Annotated in this window: 22 protein-coding genes; 11 read left to right on the top strand and 11 right to left on the bottom strand. The window is 52.6% G+C overall.

Annotated features, from left to right (window positions below; all coding sequences use genetic code 11):
* The first annotated feature begins 2 nt into the window (after positions 1-2).
* From KQJ19_RS10085 to KQJ19_RS10070, 4 genes are all read left to right on the top strand, one after another.
* Entirely contained in the window at positions 3-1,025 is a 1,023-nt protein-coding gene (locus KQJ19_RS10085) for a Gfo/Idh/MocA family oxidoreductase (RefSeq protein WP_049283039.1), read from the top strand.
* Between the two features lie 80 nt (positions 1,026-1,105).
* Positions 1,106-2,650 (top strand): MFS transporter, encoded by a 1,545-nt coding sequence (locus KQJ19_RS10080; protein ID WP_049283040.1) that lies wholly within the window; start codon positions 1,106-1,108, stop codon positions 2,648-2,650.
* A 10-nt stretch (positions 2,651-2,660) separates the two neighbouring features.
* Positions 2,661-3,731 carry a 1,4-beta-xylanase gene (locus KQJ19_RS10075; protein WP_200108325.1) on the top strand — a complete coding sequence of 357 codons (1,071 nt, stop codon included), beginning with the start codon at positions 2,661-2,663 and terminating at the stop codon, positions 3,729-3,731.
* Between the two features lie 145 nt (positions 3,732-3,876).
* Entirely contained in the window at positions 3,877-5,217 is a 1,341-nt protein-coding gene (locus tag KQJ19_RS10070) for a hemolysin family protein (RefSeq protein ID WP_003830418.1), read from the top strand.
* Positions 5,218-5,284: 67 nt separating this feature from the next.
* Here the strand turns inward: KQJ19_RS10070 and KQJ19_RS10065 are convergent, their stop codons facing one another.
* Positions 5,285-5,491, bottom strand: coding sequence for a DUF1107 domain-containing protein (locus KQJ19_RS10065; protein WP_003025710.1), 207 nt, complete (start codon positions 5,489-5,491; stop codon positions 5,285-5,287).
* A gap of 327 nt (positions 5,492-5,818) precedes the next feature.
* Here KQJ19_RS10065 and KQJ19_RS10060 point away from each other — a divergent pair, with 327 nt between their 5' ends.
* Positions 5,819-6,376 carry a YtfJ family protein gene (locus tag KQJ19_RS10060; RefSeq protein ID WP_016151446.1) on the top strand — a complete coding sequence of 186 codons (558 nt, stop codon included), beginning with the start codon at positions 5,819-5,821 and terminating at the stop codon, positions 6,374-6,376.
* Here the strand turns inward: KQJ19_RS10060 and cysQ are convergent.
* Complete coding sequence (gene cysQ, locus KQJ19_RS10055) at positions 6,366-7,106, bottom strand: 3'(2'),5'-bisphosphate nucleotidase CysQ (protein ID WP_016151445.1); 741 nt, start codon at positions 7,104-7,106, stop codon at positions 6,366-6,368. The two genes, KQJ19_RS10060 and cysQ, sit on opposite strands and share 11 nt — an antisense overlap.
* Positions 7,107-7,293: 187 nt before the next feature.
* Here cysQ and cpdB point away from each other — a divergent pair, with 187 nt between their 5' ends.
* Entirely contained in the window at positions 7,294-9,237 is a 1,944-nt protein-coding gene (cpdB, locus tag KQJ19_RS10050) for a 2',3'-cyclic-nucleotide 2'-phosphodiesterase (RefSeq protein WP_216403613.1), read from the top strand.
* Positions 9,238-9,285: 48 nt separating this feature from the next.
* On the opposite strand, the gene KQJ19_RS10045 is transcribed toward cpdB, so the two are convergent.
* Positions 9,286-9,690 (bottom strand): helix-turn-helix domain-containing protein, encoded by a 405-nt coding sequence (locus KQJ19_RS10045; protein ID WP_047358571.1) that lies wholly within the window; start codon positions 9,688-9,690, stop codon positions 9,286-9,288.
* Between the two features lie 85 nt (positions 9,691-9,775).
* Here KQJ19_RS10045 and KQJ19_RS10040 point away from each other — a divergent pair, with 85 nt between their 5' ends.
* The 3 genes from KQJ19_RS10040 to KQJ19_RS10030 all read left to right on the top strand — a co-directional run bounded on the left by KQJ19_RS10040 (position 9,776) and on the right by KQJ19_RS10030 (position 12,572).
* Positions 9,776-10,624, top strand: coding sequence for an SDR family oxidoreductase (locus KQJ19_RS10040; protein WP_016155524.1), 849 nt, complete (start codon positions 9,776-9,778; stop codon positions 10,622-10,624).
* 81 nt (positions 10,625-10,705) lie between these two features.
* On the top strand, positions 10,706-11,530 hold the full coding sequence (locus tag KQJ19_RS10035) for an AraC family transcriptional regulator (protein WP_216403612.1): 825 nt from the start codon (positions 10,706-10,708) through the stop codon (positions 11,528-11,530).
* A gap of 76 nt (positions 11,531-11,606) precedes the next feature.
* Positions 11,607-12,572 carry a DMT family transporter gene (locus KQJ19_RS10030; protein WP_016151440.1) on the top strand — a complete coding sequence of 322 codons (966 nt, stop codon included), beginning with the start codon at positions 11,607-11,609 and terminating at the stop codon, positions 12,570-12,572.
* A gap of 63 nt (positions 12,573-12,635) precedes the next feature.
* Here KQJ19_RS10030 and KQJ19_RS10025 read toward each other — a convergent pair whose 3' ends face one another.
* Positions 12,636-14,189, bottom strand: a complete 1,554-nt coding sequence (locus tag KQJ19_RS10025) for a methyl-accepting chemotaxis protein (RefSeq protein ID WP_047499980.1) — start codon at positions 14,187-14,189, stop codon at positions 12,636-12,638.
* 244 nt (positions 14,190-14,433) lie between these two features.
* Between KQJ19_RS10025 and ytfE the strand changes: the two genes are divergently transcribed.
* Entirely contained in the window at positions 14,434-15,096 is a 663-nt protein-coding gene (gene ytfE / locus KQJ19_RS10020; RefSeq protein ID WP_003025690.1) for an iron-sulfur cluster repair protein YtfE, read from the top strand.
* Positions 15,097-15,176: 80 nt separating this feature from the next.
* Here ytfE and cycA read toward each other — a convergent pair whose 3' ends face one another.
* Both cycA and fklB read right to left on the bottom strand, forming a co-directional pair.
* Positions 15,177-16,586 (bottom strand): D-serine/D-alanine/glycine transporter, encoded by a 1,410-nt coding sequence (gene cycA, locus KQJ19_RS10015; RefSeq protein WP_016151437.1) that lies wholly within the window; start codon positions 16,584-16,586, stop codon positions 15,177-15,179.
* A 309-nt stretch (positions 16,587-16,895) separates the two neighbouring features.
* Positions 16,896-17,516 carry an FKBP-type peptidyl-prolyl cis-trans isomerase gene (gene fklB, locus KQJ19_RS10010; protein ID WP_003025685.1) on the bottom strand — a complete coding sequence of 207 codons (621 nt, stop codon included), beginning with the start codon at positions 17,514-17,516 and terminating at the stop codon, positions 16,896-16,898.
* A 219-nt stretch (positions 17,517-17,735) separates the two neighbouring features.
* On the opposite strand from fklB, the gene KQJ19_RS10005 reads away from it, so the two are divergent.
* Positions 17,736-18,365, top strand: a complete 630-nt coding sequence (locus tag KQJ19_RS10005) for an OapA family protein (RefSeq protein WP_216403611.1) — start codon at positions 17,736-17,738, stop codon at positions 18,363-18,365.
* A 54-nt stretch (positions 18,366-18,419) separates the two neighbouring features.
* Here KQJ19_RS10005 and KQJ19_RS10000 read toward each other — a convergent pair whose 3' ends face one another.
* The 5 genes from KQJ19_RS10000 to rpsF form a co-directional block, all read right to left on the bottom strand.
* Positions 18,420-19,343 (bottom strand): DMT family transporter, encoded by a 924-nt coding sequence (locus KQJ19_RS10000; RefSeq protein WP_016151434.1) that lies wholly within the window; start codon positions 19,341-19,343, stop codon positions 18,420-18,422.
* 143 nt (positions 19,344-19,486) lie between these two features.
* Complete coding sequence (gene rplI / locus KQJ19_RS09995) at positions 19,487-19,936, bottom strand: 50S ribosomal protein L9 (protein WP_003025676.1); 450 nt, start codon at positions 19,934-19,936, stop codon at positions 19,487-19,489.
* Between the two features lie 41 nt (positions 19,937-19,977).
* Positions 19,978-20,205 carry a 30S ribosomal protein S18 gene (gene rpsR, locus KQJ19_RS09990; RefSeq protein ID WP_000135199.1) on the bottom strand — a complete coding sequence of 76 codons (228 nt, stop codon included), beginning with the start codon at positions 20,203-20,205 and terminating at the stop codon, positions 19,978-19,980.
* Between the two features lie 4 nt (positions 20,206-20,209).
* Positions 20,210-20,524 (bottom strand): primosomal replication protein N, encoded by a 315-nt coding sequence (gene priB, locus KQJ19_RS09985; RefSeq protein ID WP_003025674.1) that lies wholly within the window; start codon positions 20,522-20,524, stop codon positions 20,210-20,212.
* Positions 20,525-20,530: 6 nt separating this feature from the next.
* Positions 20,531-20,926, bottom strand: a complete 396-nt coding sequence (gene rpsF / locus KQJ19_RS09980; RefSeq protein ID WP_016151433.1) for a 30S ribosomal protein S6 — start codon at positions 20,924-20,926, stop codon at positions 20,531-20,533.
* Positions 20,927-21,099: the final 173 nt, after the last annotated feature.

Below are 21,099 nucleotides of genomic sequence, written 5' to 3'. Positions count from 1 at the left end.
ACATGACAACGCTAAATGCCGCCATCATCGGCGCGGGGGCTATCCACAGCAGCCACGTAAACGCCCTCCGGCTTTTGCCGGGGGTCACGCTGCGCGCGCTGGTCGATATTGATAGCGCCAACGGTTTGCAACAGGCCATCGCGTATAACTGCCGCTATTACCAGAATTACCGGGAAATGCTGCTGGATAATGACATTGACGTCGTCCATATCTGTACGCCTCACTTCGAGCACAAAAACATGATTACGGCCGCGCTTGCCGCCGGGAAACATGTGTTTTGCGAAAAACCGGTAGGGTTGAATTGCACAGAGGTAGCAGACATAGCTTACGCGGCGGCGTCTGCCCAAGGCTTACTGGGCGTGTGCTATCAAAACCGCCTTAATCCAACCAGTTTACGTATCCGCGACGAACTGGCGAAAAATACGCTCGGCAGAATGCTAAGCATTAAAGCGGTTTTGACCTGGTCGCGCTCCCGGGCTTATTACAGCGAAAGTCCGTGGCGTGGGCGTTTTGCCAGCGAAGGCGGCAGTTTACTAATCAACCAGGCTATTCATACCCTCGATCTGATGCAGTGGTTCGCAGGCGGCGTGACGCGTTTGAAAGGCGTAGTGGATAGCAGTGAACTGGCGGACGTCACTGAAGCCGAAGACAGCGCGATGGCGACCCTGCACTTTGCCAACGGCGCCCGCGGTCTGTTTTACGCCAGCAACTGTAACACCCTCGATTCACCGCTGCTGCTGGAGATCCATTGCGAGCAAGGCATGCTCCAGCTCACCGATAACACCCTGTGGCGCGTTACAGCGGACCGACGCCTGAAGCTGGATTGCGATGGTTCGCCGGACGGCCACGTCAAAAGTTACTGGGGCCTGGGCCACCAACAGGCTATTCGTCAGTTTTATCATGCTATTACTCATGGAGGTCAGACAGAATATATCAATATTAATGAAGCCCGAAAATCACTGGCGATAGTCGATGCTATTTATCATTCATCTAAAACACGACAATGGATAACCATTAATAATTAAAATTAACTCAGCGCTGAAGAATTAAATAACAACAGCCGGATAATACCGGATTACGCATACCCTACATACTGGAAAATATTATGGTCAAACCAACTGAACGCAGAGTCAGTTATGGTGTAGCGATCGGCTATGGCATTACTGATTTATTTGGCGGCGGTGCTTTCGCCATTATCGGAACATGGCTTTTATTTTTTTACACAACCTACTGCGGTTTAAGCGTGCTGGAAGCAGGATCAATATTTGCCATTGCCCGCGTGATTGATGCTGTACTTAGCCCAATTATGGGTTATATCACCGATAACTTTGGCAACACCTGGCTAGGTCGAAGATTTGGCCGTCGCCGCTTCTTTTTATTACTCAGTTGTCCTTTAATGTTTCTCTATGCCCTGCTATGGCTGACCGACATGGGTTACTGGTACTACCTGGGAACCTATCTGTCGATTGAGCTGCTGTCAGCGATGGTGCTAGTGCCGTGGGAAACCCTGGCCGCAGAAATGACTAACCGCTACGAAGAACGCAGCCGCCTCTCCGGTATGCGCATGATCTGCTCGCAGCTGGGCGGATTCCTTGCCGTATCGGTACCCGGTATCCTGATGCAGTTTACGGGCAAAGATAACCCATTTACCTATACACTAACCGGGCTGATATTTTCCGTCGTGTTCTGCCTCGCCGTGTTCATAACCTGGCGCTGCACGTGGGAGGCCAAAGACGTTCAGGAAGAGACATTTCAAACTAACCTGCAGCGCAATAGCGGGATACTGAATCACCTTAAATATTTGATACTCGATCTGTTTTCTTCTTTCAGGATCCGGGCATTTCGCCTGCATATTATTATTTATATTTTCTCATTTACCGCTATGGATGTATTCGGGTCAGTATTTACCTATTACGTAGTTTATTGCTTGAGTCAGGATGTAGCCTCCGTTTCTGGCTGGTTAAGTATTGCCGCCTTCGCTTCAGTTTTTGGCACCTATGGGTTTATGCTATTACTGAACAAACTCAATATAACCCCATCAGCAGCACTACGCCTCGCTTACACCTGTATATTTAGCGTATTGGTATTTTTATTTGTTATTTATTACACCGAAACCCAGGTGTCCAATATTCTGTTCTCTGCGATATTTATTCTGCTTGGTATGGCACGTTCCGGTCTTTACTATATCCCGTGGAATATCTACAGCTTTATTCCTGATATCGATGAGATGGTGACCCAACAGCGCCGCGAAGGGATTTTTGCGGGTGTTATGGTACTCACCCGTAAAAGTACGGTGGCAATCGCTATTTTGCTTATCGGCATGGTGCTGGAAGAGGCAGGCTTTGTAAAAGGCAGCGGCGCACAGCCGGAAAGCGCATTACACGCCATTATCGGATTGATGATCTTTGCTACTGCGGCGCTGCTGGCGGTGAGTTTCTACGCCACCTACAAATTTAAACTTACCCGCGAAACCCACAAAGTTCTGCTCAAAGAGATCGCCCGCCGCAAGCTGGGTGGCAACTATCGCGACTGCGATGAAGAAACCCGGGTGGTGATAAAACAGCTTACCGGCTACGAATACGATGAAGTTTGGGGTGGCAGCGCCACGCAGCGTACGGCAGGACGCGTCAGTCTCTCAGATGCCGAATAAGGAGCGCATCATGTATAACCCATGGAGCAAAACACGAGCGCAAAGCTGGTATCAAGATCAACCCTGGGGCTGCGGTTTTAACTATTTGCCGCGCACCGCGGTTAACTGGCTCGAAATGTGGCAGGCAGAGAGTTTCGATAGCAGCACTATCGATCAGGAACTCGGCTGGGCCAGCCAGTATGGCTATAACCAGCTACGAACAAATTTACCGTTTACCGTCTGGCAGCATGACCGCGATGGGCTGCTCGAGCGCATTGATCTCTTCCTGAACATTGCCCGTAGCCACGGCATAAAAGTGATGCTGACGCTGCTCGACGACTGCGCTTTTTCCGGTGATGAGCCCGTTATCGGCCAGCAAAAGGCCCCAGTTCCCGGCGTTCACAATAGCCAGGCAGCGGGTAGCCCAGGCCGTGCCTGCGTGCTGGACCGACGCTGTTGGCCGCAAATTGAAGCCTACGTCAGAGATATCATCCGTTACTTTCGCCATGACTCACGTATCAGCGTCTGGGATTTATATAATGAGCCAGGCAACGGCGGGATTTTTTGTCATACTGGCGAATTTACCCACTATGACGATAGGCTGGAAATTTACGCCTTAACCTTGATGACCCATCTGTTTGGCTGGGCACGGCAGGAGTCACCGTCTCAACCGTTGACCGTAGCGGCCTGGCATATTGACGATCGCACTGCGTGCGGGAATGCGTTTACGCATCCTGTTGATATCGCCGCGCTGCGGCTTTCCGATGTGATTAGCTACCATGCCTACGTCGATACCCCAGGCCAGTTGTCTCTTCTGTCGCAGTTGGCCGAATTTGGCAGGCCGCTCTTTTGTACCGAATGGCTGGCACGCCATGTTGATAGCCGAATAGAAGAGCAGCTACCGCTGTTTAGCGCCCAGCGCGTTTCCAGCTTTCACTGGGGGTTGGTACAAGGGAAAACGCAAACCTGGTTGCCGTGGCCGGATATCCCGCTTGACGAAGCGACGGCATCGCTATGGTTTCATGATGTGCTGAAGCCGGATGGTTCGCCTTATAGCGAAAGTGAGATGCAGATGGTACGTAGGCTTAACCCCGCAGAATAAGGCCAAAAAAGCTCCTCTGGCGACTTTACAGTACCTTACGCTATACTAGCTTCTGAATTTACCGGCTCAACGCCACGAGCCGGTTTTCACATGGATTTATCAACTTCTCCCTTCCGAGGATCTGGCCTTAACGGTCGGATAAGATATGTTAAACAGTATTTTAGTCATTCTCTGCCTGATCGCCGTGAGTGCGTTTTTCTCGATATCCGAGATCTCGCTTGCTGCATCACGCAAAATAAAACTTAAACTGCTTGCCGATGAAGGCAACGTAAACGCACAACGTGTTTTGAAGATGCAGGAAAACCCCGGCATGTTTTTTACCGTCGTGCAAATTGGCCTTAACGCGGTCGCTATTCTCGGTGGTATTGTCGGTGATGCGGCATTCTCCCCGGCGTTTTACAGCCTTTTCTCGAAGTACTTCACTCCAGAGCTGTCCGAACAGTTAAGTTTTATTCTGTCGTTCTCGCTGGTTACTGGCCTGTTCATCCTGTTCGCGGATTTAACTCCGAAACGCATCGGTATGATTGCGCCAGAAGCTGTGGCTTTGCGTATCATCAACCCGATGCGCTTCTGCCTGCTCGTCTTCCGCCCGCTGGTGTGGTTCTTTAACGGTCTGGCAAATAACATCTTCCGTCTGTTTAAGATCCCGATGGTGCGTAAAGACGACATCACCTCGGACGATATTTACGCCGTGGTCGAAGCGGGTGCGTTGGCAGGGGTTCTGCGTAAGCAGGAACATGAGCTGATTGAAAATGTGTTCGAACTGGAATCCCGTACCGTACCGTCTTCCATGACCTCGCGCGAGAATATTATCTGGTTCGATCTCCACGAAGATGAGCAAAGCCTGAAGAACAAGGTGGCGGAACACCCACACTCCAAATTCCTGGTGTGTAACGAAGATATCGACCACATCATTGGCTATGTCGATTCAAAGGATCTCCTCAACCGCGTACTGGCGAACCAAAGCATGGCGCTGAACAGTGGCGTACAGATCCGCAATACGCTGATTGTGCCGGATACGCTGACGCTCTCTGAAGCGCTGGAAAGCTTCAAAACCGCAGGCGAAGACTTTGCCGTCATCATGAACGAGTACGCGCTGGTGGTGGGGATTATCACGCTCAACGACGTTATGACTACGCTGATGGGCGATTTAGTCGGTCAGGGTCTGGAAGAGCAGATCGTGGCGCGCGATGAAAACTCATGGTTAGTCGATGGCGGTACGCCGATTGATGACGTTATGCGCGTCCTGGATATCGATGAGTTCCCGCAGTCCGGCAACTATGAAACCATCGGCGGCTTTATGATGTTCATGCTGCGTAAAATCCCGAAACGCACCGACTCGGTGAAGTATTCAGGCTACAAATTTGAAGTGGTGGATATCGATAACTACAAGATTGATCAGCTGCTGGTGACGCGTCTGGACAGTAAACCTACCGTACTGGTACCGAAACTGCCGGATGCAAAAGAAGAGGCAAAGGCGTCTTAGCGTCCTGCAGAAACATCAACGGCTCCCATCCAGGAGCCGTTTTTTTAACTACCGCATAGCACTTTGATCAAGCCATCTCAGTTTGCAGACGCAAGACCTGACGGTTAACTTCGGACATCACGGAAAAATGCAGTTTGTCCTTCACTTTTGGGATAAGAATCTTACCCTTATCAAATTCAAAAGCGCCTACATCCTTGATATATAACCGTCCACGAAACAGGATCTTCACGTACTTCGCCACCTGCAGCGGGTTGTATCGTTGGAAAATTTTCATTGTTGTCTCCTGCTGAGCATTACGCCTTTGCGGTACCACAATCGGTCCGACAATCCTCAGGCGCAAATTTTAATGCCCTATGACTATAGACTATCTCGCTCATGTTTCCAGCGTGTATAAGTTTATTTACCTTCAGGTTACAAATATTCAGAATTATCTTTTCAACGCTTCGCTGTCTTCAGTATAAGCCTTCATTTTTCGCAGGATTTGTGCGCCCGTCCGCAAACTGGCATCGCGCTTGCGGGAAAAAGCATCAATCGCACATATGATTAAATTCCAGACCCAAGTGGTCGGATCACCTGCAAAATAAAGAAAGAAGGAAAACCTATGACCTTACAAAAACTGCTGGCGCTATCGTGCCTGCTGCTGCCGATGATTGCCTGTGCGCATTCGTTTGAGACTAACCAGCGCGTACCGCCGGTGGGGATCGCCGATCGTGGCGAACTGATTCTCGATAACGATAAGTTTAGCTACAAAAGCTGGAATAGCGCGCAGCTGCCAGGGAAAGTGCGAATTGTGCAACACATTGCCGGACGCACCTCCGCCAAAGAGAAAAATGCTACGCTGATCGAGGCAATCAAGGCGGCCAACCTGCCGCACGACAAATACCAGACCACCACGATCGTCAACACCGATGACGCTATTCCTGGCTCCGGTATGTTTGTGCGCAGCAGTCTGGAGAGCAATAAGAAGCTCTACCCGTGGTCACAATTTATTGTCGACAGCAATGGCATTGCGCGTAAAGCCTGGCAACTGGATGAAGAGAGCTCCGCTATCGCCGTACTTGATAAGGACGGACGCGTTCAGTGGGCAAAAGATGGTGCGTTGACGCAGGAAGAGGTGCAGCAGGTTATTGCCCTGCTGCACAAATTACTCAGTAAATAGCGACGCGAAAGCCGGGGTTGAGGAATGATTCACGTGGGGTGTAATCCAGAGATTTCCCCTGCCAGTCGTGAACGTGCGCCCCGGCTGCGGCGGCAACAGCGTGGCCAGCGGCGGTGTCCCATACGTTAGTTGGCCCAAAACGTGGGTACAGCTGTGCCTGCCCTTCCGCCACCAGGCAGAACTTCAGCGATGAGCCAATCGACGTGGTCTGGTGCTCACCCAACTGTTGCAGATACTCTTTTAACTCATTGTCAGCATGCGAGCGGCTAATCACCACCAACGGCGGACGCGCGTCGCGAACATGGATTTGTTTGCGCACGCCGCACTCTTCTTTCCACGCTTTACCTTCTGCCGCGCTGTACATCACTTTCATCACCGGCGCGTAAACCACGCCCAGTACCGGCTTTCCTTGCTCGATAAGCGCAATATTGACGGTGAATTCACCGTTACGCTTAATGAACTCTTTGGTACCGTCCAGCGGGTCTACCAGCCAGTAGCGCTGCCAGTGCTGGCGAACATCCCAGCCAGGAGGCGCTTCTTCAGACAGGACCGGAATATCCGGCGTCAGCGCCAGTAATCCTTCGAGGATCACCGTATGCGCGGCGATATCCGCCGCCGTGACCGGAGAATCGTCCTGCTTGCTGGTAATCTCCATCGGTTTGATTCCATCGTAGACCTGCATAATGGCATCGCCCGCATTCCGTGCAAGCTGGCATACATGTTCTAACATTCTCCACCTCGTTTCTGTCGTGGTGTTAACTCGTTGTTTTACTTATACCCGATCGCCAAAGGATCCGCCAACTGTGATAGCGTCTGCGGTTTTAAACGCTATATTCATGTCATGATTCACAGTTCTGTAAGCAAGAAGATTTATATACATTTTCTTTTGTGGCTTAGATCTTAAAAGGATGCCCCTGATGATTAAGTTTAGTGCAACGTTTCTGGCCACGCTGATTGCAGCCAGCGTCAATGCCGCGACCGTCGATCTGCGCATAATGGAAACCACTGATTTACATAGCAATATGATGGATTTCGATTATTACAAAGATACGCCGACTGAAAAATTTGGCCTGGTTCGTACGGCAAGCCTGATCAACGCAGCACGTGGTGAAGTCAAAAACAGCGTGCTGGTTGATAACGGTGATCTGATTCAGGGCAGCCCGCTCGGGGATTATATGGCGGCCAAGGGGCTGAAAGCGGGCGAAACGCATCCGGTATATAAGGCACTGAATACGCTGGATTACGCAGTGGGTAACCTTGGCAACCATGAATTTAACTACGGTCTTGAGTATCTGCACAACGCGCTAGCCGGGGCGAAGTTCCCTTACGTTAACGCCAATATCATCGACGTTAAGACCAAAAAGCCGCTGTTTACTCCTTATCTGATCAAAGAGACTGAGGTTGTCGATCAGGAAGGAAACAAGCAGACGCTGAAAATTGGCTATATCGGTTTTGTGCCGCCGCAGATCATGACCTGGGATAAAGCCAACCTCAGCGGCAAAGTGACCGTGAATGACATTACGGAAACCGCACGTAAATACGTGCCGGAAATGCGAGCCAAAGGTGCCGATGTCGTGGTGGTGGTTGCTCACTCCGGGCTTTCTGCCGACCCATACCAGGCGATGGCGGAAAACTCCGTTTACTACCTCAGTGAAGTTCCGGGCGTGGATGCCATTATGTTTGGTCACGCTCACGCCGTTTTCCCGGGGAAAGACTTTGCCAACATCAAAGGCGCAGATATCACAACAGGTACGCTCAATGGCGTTCCTGCGGTGATGCCGGGCATGTGGGGCGATCACCTGGGCGTAGTAGATTTAGTGCTGAATAACGATAGCGGTAAATGGCAGGTTACGCAGGGGAAAGCGCAGGCGCGCCCGATTTATGACGCCGCGGCCAAAAAATCACTGGCTGGCGAAGACCAAAAAATCGTTGAGATCCTAAAAGCCGATCACGATGCCACGCGTGAGTTTGTCAGCAAGCCAATCGGTAAATCTGCCGACAACATGTACAGCTATCTGGCGCTGGTTCAGGACGACCCGACCGTGCAGGTGGTGAATAACGCGCAGAAAGCCTATGTGGAACATTTTATCCAGGGCGATCCGGACCTGGCAAAACTACCGGTACTTTCCGCCGCTGCGCCGTTTAAAGTCGGTGGACGCAAGAACGATCCGGCCAGCTTTGTCGAAGTCGAAAAAGGTCAGCTTACCTTCCGTAACGCCGCTGATTTGTATCTCTATCCCAATACCCTGGTCGTGGTGAAAGCCAGCGGTAAAGAGGTGAAAGAGTGGCTGGAATGTTCCGCCGGGCAGTTTAATCAGATTGATATCCACAGCAGCAAACCACAGTCGTTAATTAACTGGGATGGCTTCCGTACCTATAACTTCGACGTGATTGACGGCGTGAATTATCAGATTGATGTTTCACAACCCGCTCGCTATGACGGTGAATGCCAGACGATTAACCCGCAAGCGGAGCGTATTAAAAATCTGACCTTTAACGGCAAACCGATCGATCCGAACGCAATCTTCCTCGTCGCGACCAACAACTACCGCGCCTACGGCGGTAAGTTTGCCGGGACCGGCGACAGCCACATCGCGTTTGCATCACCAGATGAAAACCGCTCGGTGCTGGCAGCATGGATAGGTTCCCAGACAAAGAGCGCAGGCGAAATTCATCCAGCGGCAGATAACAACTGGCGTCTGGCGCCGATTCACAGCGAGACACAACTGGATATTCGCTTTGAAACATCACCGTCTGATAAAGCCGCTACGTTTATCAAAGAGAAAGGCCAGTATCCACTGAAGAAAGTCGCTACCGATGACATCGGCTTCGCCATTTATCAGTTGGATTTGAGTAAGTAAGACCACGCCGGGTGGCACTGCGCCATCCGGCAAGCCCGACCGGGTCGTTTACGTCGATGCCGGGACGTCTTCGTTCTTAACGGTATGATTTGCCAAAACCTGCGGCAAATTCACCTCTATCCAGTCCGCCAGCGCTGCGACTTTTTCGCTCACCTGCTCACCCAACGGTGTCAGGCTATACTCCACATGCGGCGGTACCACCGGATATGACACCCGATTGATAAACCCGTCCTGTTCTAAGGCCTGCAGGGATTGCGCCAGCATTTTTTCACTGACGCCGCCCATCTTACGGCGCAAATCGCTGAAGCGGTGCGTACCGTCGCGCAGCGCCACCAGAATCAATACACCCCAGCGGCTGGTGACGTGTTTTAACACCTCGCGGGAGGGACACTGCTCGGCAAACAAATTGCCATCACGTAATTGCTGGGAGAGCGTCAAAGCTGTCATTTTCATACTAACCTTTTTGTACGTACTTACTAAAAGTAAGTTTAGGTGTTAATGTGATTAAACACAAGACCAATACCAAAGGAGTTATCCTATGATCGCGATTACTGGTGCCACTGGCCAACTGGGCCAACACGTTATTGAAACGCTACTGAAAACCGTTCCTGCCAGCCAGATTGTGGCTATTGTGCGTAATCCTGCTAAAGCGACGGCGCTTAGCCAGCAGGGCATTACCGTTCGGCAGGCGGATTACAGTGATGAAGCTGCCTTTACCACGGCCTTACAGGGGATAGACAAGTTACTGCTAATCTCCTCCAGCGAAGTGGGACAACGTGCCCCGCAGCATCGCAACGTGATTAACGCGGCGAAAGCGGCCCACGTGAAATTTATCGCCTACACCAGCCTGCTGCACGCCGATCGCTCCCCGCTGGGGCTGGCTGATGAGCATGTCGCAACCGAGAAGATGCTGGCTGAATCCGGTATCGCGTACGCGCTGCTGCGTAACGGTTGGTACACCGAAAACTATCTCGCCAGCGCACCAGCCGCACTGGAACACGGCGTGTTTATTGGGGCGGCGGGAGAAGGCAAAATCGCCTCGGCGACCCGTGCCGACTATGCCGCTGCCGCTGCGCGCGTCATCAGTGAAGACGGTCATGCCGGTAAAATCTATGAACTGGCGGGCGACGCAGGTTGGACCCTGAGCCAGCTGGCGGCCGAACTGGCAAAACAGAGCGGTAAAAAAGTGGTGTATCAAAATCTGAGCGAAGCTGATTTTGCCGCCGCGCTGAAAAGTGTTGGTCTGCCTGCCGGACTGGCGGACATGCTGGCTGACTCAGACGTTGGTGCCTCTAAAGGTGGCCTCTTCGACGACAGCCATACGCTGAGCAAACTGATTGGTCGCCCAACCACGTCGCTGGCAGACAGCGTCAAAGGCATCGTGTAAGTGTTAAAAATTGGTTAATTGTGGTGGCATCCCCGCGCATCCTCTCTGATAATGACATGATGATGCGTGGGGAGAGAAGACGTGCAAGGTGTACCTGAGCAGTTTATTGATGAGAAAGACAGCGCTCGCTTTCGCCATCTGGCACAGGTGCCGGGCGTTGAGCTGTATCATGCGCACATCTCGCGTTACGCCTTTGAACCCCACACCCATGAAGCGTTTGGTATTGGCGCGATAGAAGCCGGAGCCGAACGTTTTCGCTATCGCGGCACGCAGTACGTGGCCCCCGCCCATTCCGTCGTCACCATGAATCCCGATGAGCTACATACCGGCGAAGCGGAAACCGCCGACGGCTGGCGCTATCGGATGATCTATCTTGAGCCAGAGCTTCTGGAAGAAGTCACCGGGATCCGCCACTGGTGGTTTCATGACGTAACGCGTCACGATCCGCTACGCTCGCGCCAGATCTGCTCGCTGATCCATGGCCTGTGGAACACTGAGGATCCGCTGGCGCAAAAAGGGCTATTACTCGATCTGATCGACACGTTCCAGCCGCTGGCCCGCCATGCGCCGGTATTACTGGAGGGATCGCATCGCTTTGAGCGGGTACGCGAGTATTTGCACGATAATTATATGCACCCGGTCACGCTCGACGAACTGGCGCGGGTTGCAGCGCTGAGCCCCTGGCATTTTCAGCGCCAGTTTAAATCTCATTTCCACGTCACGCCGCACCAGATGCTGATGGCGATCCGCCTGTGGCGAGCCAAAGGTTTTCTCACTCACGGAATGCCAGCCGCGGAGGTCGCTGCCGCAACCGGCCTCACCGACCAGTCGCATCTCACCCGCGCGTTTACCCATCGCTATGGTATTACGCCGGTACGTTATCAGAAACAAGTCGTCCGGCGTTGAACAGCAATCTCATACAATACGGCTGCATTTTTCCTGCCTACACTCGACTTATTGTTAAGCGATGTGGATGTCAAAAATGATTAGCGGCGTGTTGTATGCCCTGCTGGCTGGGCTAATGTGGGGATTAATTTTTGTTGGGCCGCTGATCGTACCGGAATATCCGGCGGTATTGCAGTCGATGGGGCGCTATCTGGCGCTGGGGCTAATAGCGTTGCCGATTGCCTGGCTGGGGCGTGTGCGCTTGCGTCAGTTGACGCGCAAAGACTGGGTCACTGCGCTGGCGTTAACGATGATGGGTAATCTGATTTATTACGTTTGCCTGGCAAGCGCTATCCAGCGCACTGGCGCGCCGGTTTCAACGATGATTATTGGTACATTGCCGGTTGTGATCCCGGTCTTCGCTAACCTGCTCTACAGCCAGCGCGACGGCAAATTATCATGGTGGCGTCTGTCGCCTGCGCTGGTGCTGATTGGTATCGGTCTGCTGTGCGTGAATATCTCGGAGCTGAATCAAGGCTTACCCGACTTTAGCGGCTGGCGTTATGGTTCTGGAATCGCGCTGGCGCTGATCTCGGTAGTGTGTTGGGCGTGGTATGCGCTGCGTAATGCCCGCTGGCTGCGCGAGAATCCAGATAAGCACCCGATGATGTGGGCGACGGCCCAGGCACTGGTAACGTTGCCTGTTTCTCTGCTCGGTTATATTGCAGCCTGCCTGTGGCTGAACGGGCAAACGCCGGACTTTGCCCTGCCCTTCGGCCCGCGTCCGGGCGTGTTTATCGGCCTGATGATAGCGATTGCGGTATTGTGTTCGTGGGTTGGCGCACTGTGCTGGAACGTCGCCAGCCAAAAATTGCCGACGGTGATCCTCGGCCCGCTGATTGTCTTCGAAACGCTGGCTGGCCTGGTGTACACCTTTATCCTGCGCCAGGAATTCCCGCCGCTGCTGACGGTAAGCGGCATTGCGCTGCTGATTGTTGGGGTGGTGATAGCCGTCAGAGCCAAACCACAGAAACCAAGCGTCGTCGTGGTTCCACAATCATAATGGCCCGGACGGCGCTGCGCTAATCCGACCTACAAGGTATTATTTTGTAGGCCGGAGTAGACGTTAAACTTTAAACACCGCTACGGTCTGATTCAGTCGTGCTGCCTGCTCTTCGAGCGCGGCGGCGGCGGAAGCGGACTCCTCCACCAGCGAGGCGTTTTGCTGCGTCACGCGATCCATCTCGGCAACCGCCTGACCTACCTGATCGATACCCCGGCTCTGTTCATCAGAGGCCGAGGCTATCTCGCCCATGATGTCGGTCACACGGGTCACGGCGCTCACAATTTCCGCCATCGTTTCACCCGCTTCATGCACCAGCGCCGTACCAGCATTTACCCGATTCCCCGAGTCATCAATCAGCGCCTTAATCTCTTTCGCCGCCTGAGCGCTACGCTGTGCCAGTGTACGGACCTCGCCAGCGACCACGGCAAACCCGCGCCCCTGCTCGCCCGCACGCGCCGCTTCTACTGCCGCGTTCAGCGCCAGAATATTAGTCTGGAAGGCAATGCCGTCGATAACATTGGTAATTTGCGCGATTTTGCTGGAACTGGTGGCAATTTCATCCATCGTACGCACCACGCCATCAACCACGGTTCCGCCTTTCTGCGCCGTCTGTGAGGCATTTTTTGCCAGACTGGTCGCCTGACGCGCGTTATCCGCGTTCTGCTTCACGGTAGCGGTGAGTTGTTCCATGCTGGCAGCAGTCTCTTCCAGAGAGGCGGCCTGCTGCTCGGTACGTGAAGAGAGATCGTTACTGCCGGCGGCAATTTCACCTGCGCCGGTATAGATGGTGTCAGCCCCGTCACGCACCACGCTGACTGTGTTCGCCAGCGCCTGCTGCATGTCGCGAACGTTGACTGCCAGCAGCGCCATCTCATTGCTGCCATCGGCGTTGATGCTGTGCGTCAAATCACCCGCAGCAATGTGGCGAATATGCTCCATCACTTCGTGGAGAGGCTTGAGCAGCACTCGCTGCATCGCCAGCCAGCTGGCGATAATCACGGTGACGACAATCAGCATCACGGCAGACAGCATCCAGATTATCTTCTGGTAATCACTCTCATTGTCCTGCACCCCGGCAGTGGCCAGCGCCGTTTGCGCGCTACGCCATTCCCGATAGACTTCCTGCATGGCCGTTTGCTTTTGCTCGGCATTCTGCTTGAACATCTCTTCCAGCTTACCTTCAGCCAGCAGCGCGTTCATTTTAGCCAGCGTCGCAGAATAGATGCCGTACTGCTCTTCCAGTCGATCGGCCAGATGTTCATCAAGCCCCGGCGTTTCCGGCAGGGCGTAGTATTTATCGTAATGCTCTTTCGATTCGGCCAACAGGCGATTTGCCGTGTTCACCAGTTCCTTCAACTGACCGCCGTTAATCTCGCTGGCCATCGTTCCCTGTAAACGCAACATGCCCCGGTTGAGCGTGACGCGAGCCTGGTTCAGGCTAATCCACGCATCGGTAAACTCGGCCACGTTCTGGCTGGAAAGCTGAGAGACGTTAAAGTTTTGCTTATCGTTATTGAGCGCGCCAATAAAGACGCCCGCGGAGATGAGCTGCATCGCGCCCAGGGCGAGTAACACGGTGATAAGTAGGGTTATCACTTTGATTCGTTTAAACATCTGTAGCCTTTTATTATGCAGGTATTGTCTGAGGTCTAACTATCGGCAGCGGCGTGCGCTTATTTAATCCTGTCGCGCGGCTTTTTTCGCCATCCCTCTCCTTTCTAATAAGATTCAGCACCTTAACGAAACAAGAAATTTTCGTGACATTCCTCACAAAACACCCCACCCCGAAAGGGTTATATCCTTCGCCATAAGTTGCATTTAAAATACATCTTATATTATTGAGAATGAGGTAACGGCAATGTCTTATCGCGATCAACCTTTAGGTGAACTGGCGCTCTCTATTCCTCGCGCTTCGGCCCTGTTTCGTAAATACGATATGGATTACTGCTGCGGCGGTAAGCAAACGCTGGCACGCGCTGCTGCGCGTAAAGAGCTGGATTTAGACGTTATTGAGGCACAGCTCGCGCAGTTGGCTGAACAGCCGCTGGAGAAAGACTGGCGTACCGTGGCACTGGCTGAAATCATCGATCATATCATCGTGCGTTATCACGACAGACACCGCGAACAGCTACCGGAACTGATCCTGCAGGCCACGAAAGTTGAACGCGTTCACGCAGATAAACCGAACGTACCACGCGGTCTGGCGAAAAACCTGACCATGCTGCATGAAGAGCTGTCCAGCCACATGATGAAAGAAGAGCAGATCCTGTTCCCGATGATCAAACAGGGCATGGGTAGCCAGGCGATGGGACCAATCAGCGTGATGGAAAGCGAACATGACGATGCCGGTGAACTGGTCGAAGTGATCAAACACATCACCCATAACGTGACGCCGCCGCCAGAAGCCTGCACCACCTGGAAAGCCATGTATAACGGCATTAACGAGATGATCGACGACTTGATGGAACACATCAGTCTGGAAAATAATGTATTGTTCCCGCGAGCTCTCGCCGGGGAGTAAAGATATCGCCGGATAGCGCTAACGCGTATCCGGCCTACGGAATTCAGGCCCGGTAAGCATCGCGCTACCGGGCACTAAAATTAACGCATACCAGCCATACGTTTCTTACCGATAAACAACCAACCCAGACCCAGCGCGATGAACCACAGCGGCGTCACGATCAGCGCCTGGCGGGTATCATCTTCCAGCGTCAGCAGTACCAGTACGAAGACGAAGAACGCCATACATACCCAGCACATCAGCTTGCCTAGCGGCATCTTGTAGATTGATTTTTCATGCAGGTGCGGACGCTGCTTGCGGTACACCAGGTACGAGCAAAGAATGATGGTCCAGACGAACATGAACAGAATCGCCGACACGGTAGTGATCATGGTGAACGCGCCAATCACGCTCGGGTTCACGTAAAGCATCACCACGCCGCCCAGCAGACAGATACAGGAGAAGGTTAAACCTTTCGCCGGAACTGCGCGTTTAGACAGTTTGGCAAATGCTTTAGGCGCTACGCCTTCCTGTGCCAGGCCGAACAGCATACGGCTGGTAGAGAACACGCCACTGTTTGCGGAAGAAGCAGCTGAAGTCAGCACCACAAAGTTGATCAGGCTCGCCGCGGCAGGCAGACCGACCAGCACAAACAGTTCAACGAATGGGCTCTTGGTTGGCACTACCGAGCTCCACGGTGTTACGGACATAATCACGATCAGTGCAAAAACGTAGAACATGATGATACGGATCGGAATCGAGTTAATGGCGCGCGGCAGAGATTTCTCTGGGTCCTTGGTTTCTGCAGCGGTCGTTCCCACCAGCTCAATACCCACAAACGCGAACACGGCTATCTGGAAGCCAGCAAAGAAGCCGCTCAGACCTTTCGGGAACCAGCCACCGTCATTCCACAGATGCGTGAACGATGCCTGAACGCCGGTTGGCGACTGGAAGTGCGTCAACACCATCACCAGACCAACGACAATCAGGCCGATGATGGCGACGATTTTGATCATCGCAAACCAGAACTCCATCTCACCGAACATTTTTACAGTGGCAAGGTTGAGGCTCAGCAGCAGCACGATCACCGCCAGCGAGGCGACCCAGTCTGAAAGTTCGGGGAACCAGAATTGCGCATACGCCGTAATGGCGACAACGTCTGCCATCCCGGTAACAACCCAGCAGAACCAGTAAGTCCAGCCGGTAAAATACCCGGCCCATGGCCCGAGCAGATCAGAGGCGAAATCACTAAAAGATTTGTACTCCAGATTCGAGAGCAGCAATTCACCCATTGCACGCATCACGAAAAACAGCATAAAACCGATGATCATATACACAAAGATGATCGACGGTCCGGCGAGGCTGATGGTTTTACCAGAGCCCATAAACAGGCCGGTACCAATAGCACCACCAATGGCAATAAGTTGAATATGACGGTTTGTGAGATTGCGCCGTAGCGACTGTTCAGACGAAGCCTCTTCAGCGGCGTCGACTTTTACCTGATCTACCATGTTTTTTCTTCCTGTACCTGTCTGTGTTGTTCAGGCTCTACGGCCTTTAGTGTGTCTATGATACGACGTTCCTGATTATCAGGACTCATCGATATTAGGTAAGAATTGGCGGGATGAATACTAAGATTTAGATATAATGTTAATTTAATGTTTAAAGTGAGTGTCATATCACTCTGATAGCGCGAATCAGCTCACAAAAATACACGCTAACGAGGCATTTGCAAAATAAAATATCGACAACCACGTAACTATAGCTTTTCACGCTATTTTTTTGTTCCCCCCGGCCTCGGAGGGAACAGAAGTCACTGCTTACAGGATCTCAAGCAGCTCAACGTCGAACACCAGTGTGCTGAACGGAGGAATGGACGCGCCAGCGCCACGCTCGCCGTAAGCCAGTTCCTGAGGAATAGTCAGTTCCCATTTGGAACCTACCGGCATCAGGGTCAGCGCTTCAATCCAGCCAGGGATCACGCCGTTAACCGGGAATTCAGCCGGTTCGCCGCGTGCGACAGAGCTGTCAAACACGGTACCGTCGATCAGTTTACCGGTGTAGTGCACGCGAACGCGGTCAGTACGCGCAGGAATAGCACCTTCGCCCTGAGTCAGAACACGGAACTGCAAACCGGATTCAGTGCTGTTCACACCCTCTTTCTCACGGTTTTCTTCCAGATATTTGACGCCATCAGCCGCCATAGCCTGGAAACGCTCGCGACGTACTGCATCAGCGCGTTCGTGGATTTCACGCAGTGCGCGATGCACAACATCAACCGGCACTGCCGGGTGCTTACCTTCCAGCGCGTCAGCGATACCCGCTACCAGCGCTTCAGGCAACAGTCCTTCCAGTCCGGATTCACTCAGCTGTTGTCCTACCTGCAAACCAATGCCGTAGCTTGCTTGCGCTTCGATAGTGTCAAAAGTCGGGTTAGCCATCATATTTCCTTTCATCGGATGTAAAGTAGCGGGCAGCATATCAGCCATGCCGCATCCGGTAAAACTTTGTCTCGGGAACAGATGACAAATCGCGAGGAAACATAAACAATAGGAATACCCCGCGTTGACGTCACGAAAGCGGGTAATATGACGAACATCATAGCATTAGCCATCTATACTCTATGATCGAGGAACGAGACGCGGAGCAGGAGGAAAGCCATGCCCGGGCGCTTTGAATTAAAACCAACCCTGGCGAAAATCTGGCATGCACCGGACAATTTTCGCATTATGGATCCGCTACCGCCTATGCACCGACGCGGCATTATAATTGCTGCTATCGTGCTGGTGATAGGCTTCCTGCTGCCCTCCAGTGACACCAGCGATGCCCCTGTGGTTACGCGTACTGCCCAGCTGGATTTACAGTCACAGTCGCAGCCGCCGACCGAAGCTCAACTGCAGGCACAGTTGGTCGCCCCGCAAAACGATCCGGGCCAGGTCGCTCCGCTTGCCCCAGAGCCAATCCAGGAAGGAGAACCAGACGCGCAGCCGCAGACGCAACCTTTCCAACAGGATAGTGGAATTGAGCAGCAGTGGCGCTCCTATCGCGTAGACTCGGGCAAAACGCTGGCGCAGGTATTCCGTGACCATAACCTCCCGCCAACCGATGTATACGCAATGGCGCAGGTTGAAGGTGCCGGAAAACCGCTGAGCAACCTGAAAGACGGCCAGATGGTACAAATCAGGCAGAATGCCAACGGCGTGGTAACGGGATTAACCATTGATACCGGTAATGGTCAGCAGGTACTGTTTACTCGACAACCTAACGGCAGTTTTATTCGCGCCCGTTAACCAGCACACCTGTAGACCTGATAAACACAGCGCATCAGACATCAAGGTGAAGCGTCAGCGCTTCACCTTGTTCACCCACCAGATCCCGGAACAGACCAGCACCAGCGCCAGCGCATATTTCCATTCGAGAATGTTTTCGCCGAGGAATATCGCCGACAGAACCGCCCCCGAAACCGGGATCAGGAAGTTAAACGGCGCAATCATCCCCACGCGGTTATGCTTGAGCAGAATACTCCATAACGCAAAAGCGACCGAAGAGAGTAACGTCAGGTAGCCCAGAATCGCCACTGAAGACGCGCCGTGTACGGTCAGCGTGCCACCAAAAGCGTAGCCGCCGATAACCAGCGCCAGACCGCCGACACCCAACTGATATCCTGTCATTACCGTCGGGTCTACCGTCTGAGAAATGCGTTTACCGTATAACGTGGCGGCAGAAAGAATAAAGGCCGCCATCACCACTGAACCGTCCCCTAACAGGCTGAAGTTAAAATCCAGTCCGCTGCTAAAGTTCACCACCATTACGCCGGTAAAGCCCAGGATACAGCCCAGCACTTTGTTGTAGCTCAGCTTGTCGTTCTGATAGATAAAATGGGCCAGCAGCACGCTGAAGAAGGTGCCGGTCGCGTTCATGATCGACCCTTTTACACCCGTCGTGAACGCCAAGCCAATATAGAAGAAGATGTATTGCAGCGAGGTTTGCGTCAGTCCCAACAGCGTGAGCTGACCGTACTGACGCGGGCTTAACCGGCCAATCGGTTTACGCTGCGCCACCGCCAGCAATAGCAGCAATAATCCAGCAAACAGGAAGCGATAGCCGGCAAAGACAATTTTTGAAGGAATGTCATCCGTGGCAATCTGGAAGATCTCATATCCGCTTTTGATCGCCGGATAGGCGCTCCCCCACAGCAGGCAGCAGAACGCTGCGCTCAGGTAGACAACATTTTTACGCGCAAACAGAGGTTGGTGCGTTGGTTCCATTCCATCACCACTTTGAAATAATGTTTTATTTTTATGATTATCCCGAAAAGGATAAAGAATAGCCAGAGCGAAAAGCGGAGGGAACAGAAAAGCAAAACGCCGACACAAGGCCGGCGCTTTTACGCGGTAATCAGAATAAAAACTTATTCTGCAACTACGTTTACAGTCAGCTTAGCAAACACTTCGCTGTGAACCTGGAAGCTCACTTCGTGCTCACCAGTGGTACGCAGAACGCCGTTCGGCAGACGAACTTCGCTCTTAGCTACTTCAACGCCAGCTGCAGTTACAGCGTCAGCGATGTCGCGAGTACCGATGGAACCGAACAGTTTACCTTCGTCGCCAGCTTTAGACGCGATGGTTACGGTTTCCAGTGCGTTGATTTTCTCAGCACGAGCTTCAGCAGCGGACAGAACGTCAGCCAGTTTAGCTTCCAGCTCAGCGCGACGCGCTTCGAAAAATTCAACGTTTTTCTTGGTAGCAGGAACAGCTTTACCCTGTGGTACCAGGAAGTTACGAGCATAGCCCGCTTTAACGTTAACCTGATCACCCAGGCTACCCAGGTTTGCTACTTTATCAAGCAGAATAACTTGCATTACCTTATCCTCTCAAAGTCGTATTAATGGACCGTGACCGATTACTGATGACGATCAGTGTACGGCAGCAGGGACAGGTAGCGAGCGCGTTTGATAGCGCGAGCCAGCTGACGCTGGTATTTTGCACGGGTACCGGTGATACGGCTTGGGACAATCTTACCGCTTTCGGTGATGTAGTTTTTCAGCGTAGCGATATCTTTATAGTCGATCTCTTGAACGCCTTCCGCGGTGAAACGGCAGAACTTGCGACGACGGAAATAACGTGCCATATGGCTAGTCTCCAGAATCTATCAATTCAATCTGCTCGGCATGCAGAACCATTTTGCTCAGGCCGTTCTTTGCCTTGTGGCAAGAGATGAACCCCTGAACGGTCACTGCGCTACCGACCGTTATACTGTGAGTAATGGCCTGGTTTTCGTGTCCGCTAATAATAACGGGCATTTGGCACCACGCCTGCCGGTGAAACCCGGCTTCCTCCTGCACAGAACGATGCTCAAGCACGAACTGGCAATGAGGAATTCCTGATGGACTGACCTTTCGAAGGGGAGCCCTGCACACGGTGCCGGACAACGCCAGACGGTTGGTCATCAGAAATTACTCTTCAGAATCCCCAGCTTCAGCATCATCTGCGGTTTCGTTAGCGAAATCATCGCGACGTTCACGACGCTCGTCTTTCGCTTTAACCATCGGAGATGCTTCGGTAACAGCGTGTTTAGTACGCATAACCATGCTGCGGATAACGGCATCGTTGAAGCGGAAGGTAGTTTCCAGCTCATCGATCACTTCCTGCGGCGCTTCAACGTTCAGCAGAACGTAGTGAGCTTTGTGCAGTTTGTTGATCGGGTAAGCCAGCTGACGGCGGCCCCAGTCTTCCAGACGGTGGATCGTGCCTTCTGCACCAGTGATGGCAGCAGTGTAGCGTTCGATCATACCCGGAACCTGTTCGCTCTGGTCAGGATGGACCATAAAAACGATTTCGTAATGACGCATCGAATTGCTCCTTACGGATTATTCAGCCTCCTGTCTGGGTCAGCCGAGGCCCGGGGAGGCAAGGAACGTGTTAAAGGTCGGCTGAAAAATTGACGCGTCATAATACTGGCGCCTGCCACTAAACTCAAGGTAATTGTACGATTATTTATCATGTCGCCATTAATACATATCCA

The organism is Citrobacter sp. S46_ASV_140 (assembly GCF_018919545.1).
GTDB lineage: Bacteria > Pseudomonadota > Gammaproteobacteria > Enterobacterales > Enterobacteriaceae > Citrobacter > Citrobacter braakii.
Note: the sequence above shows the minus strand (reverse complement) of the source record. Positions and strands in the feature narration are given on the sequence as shown.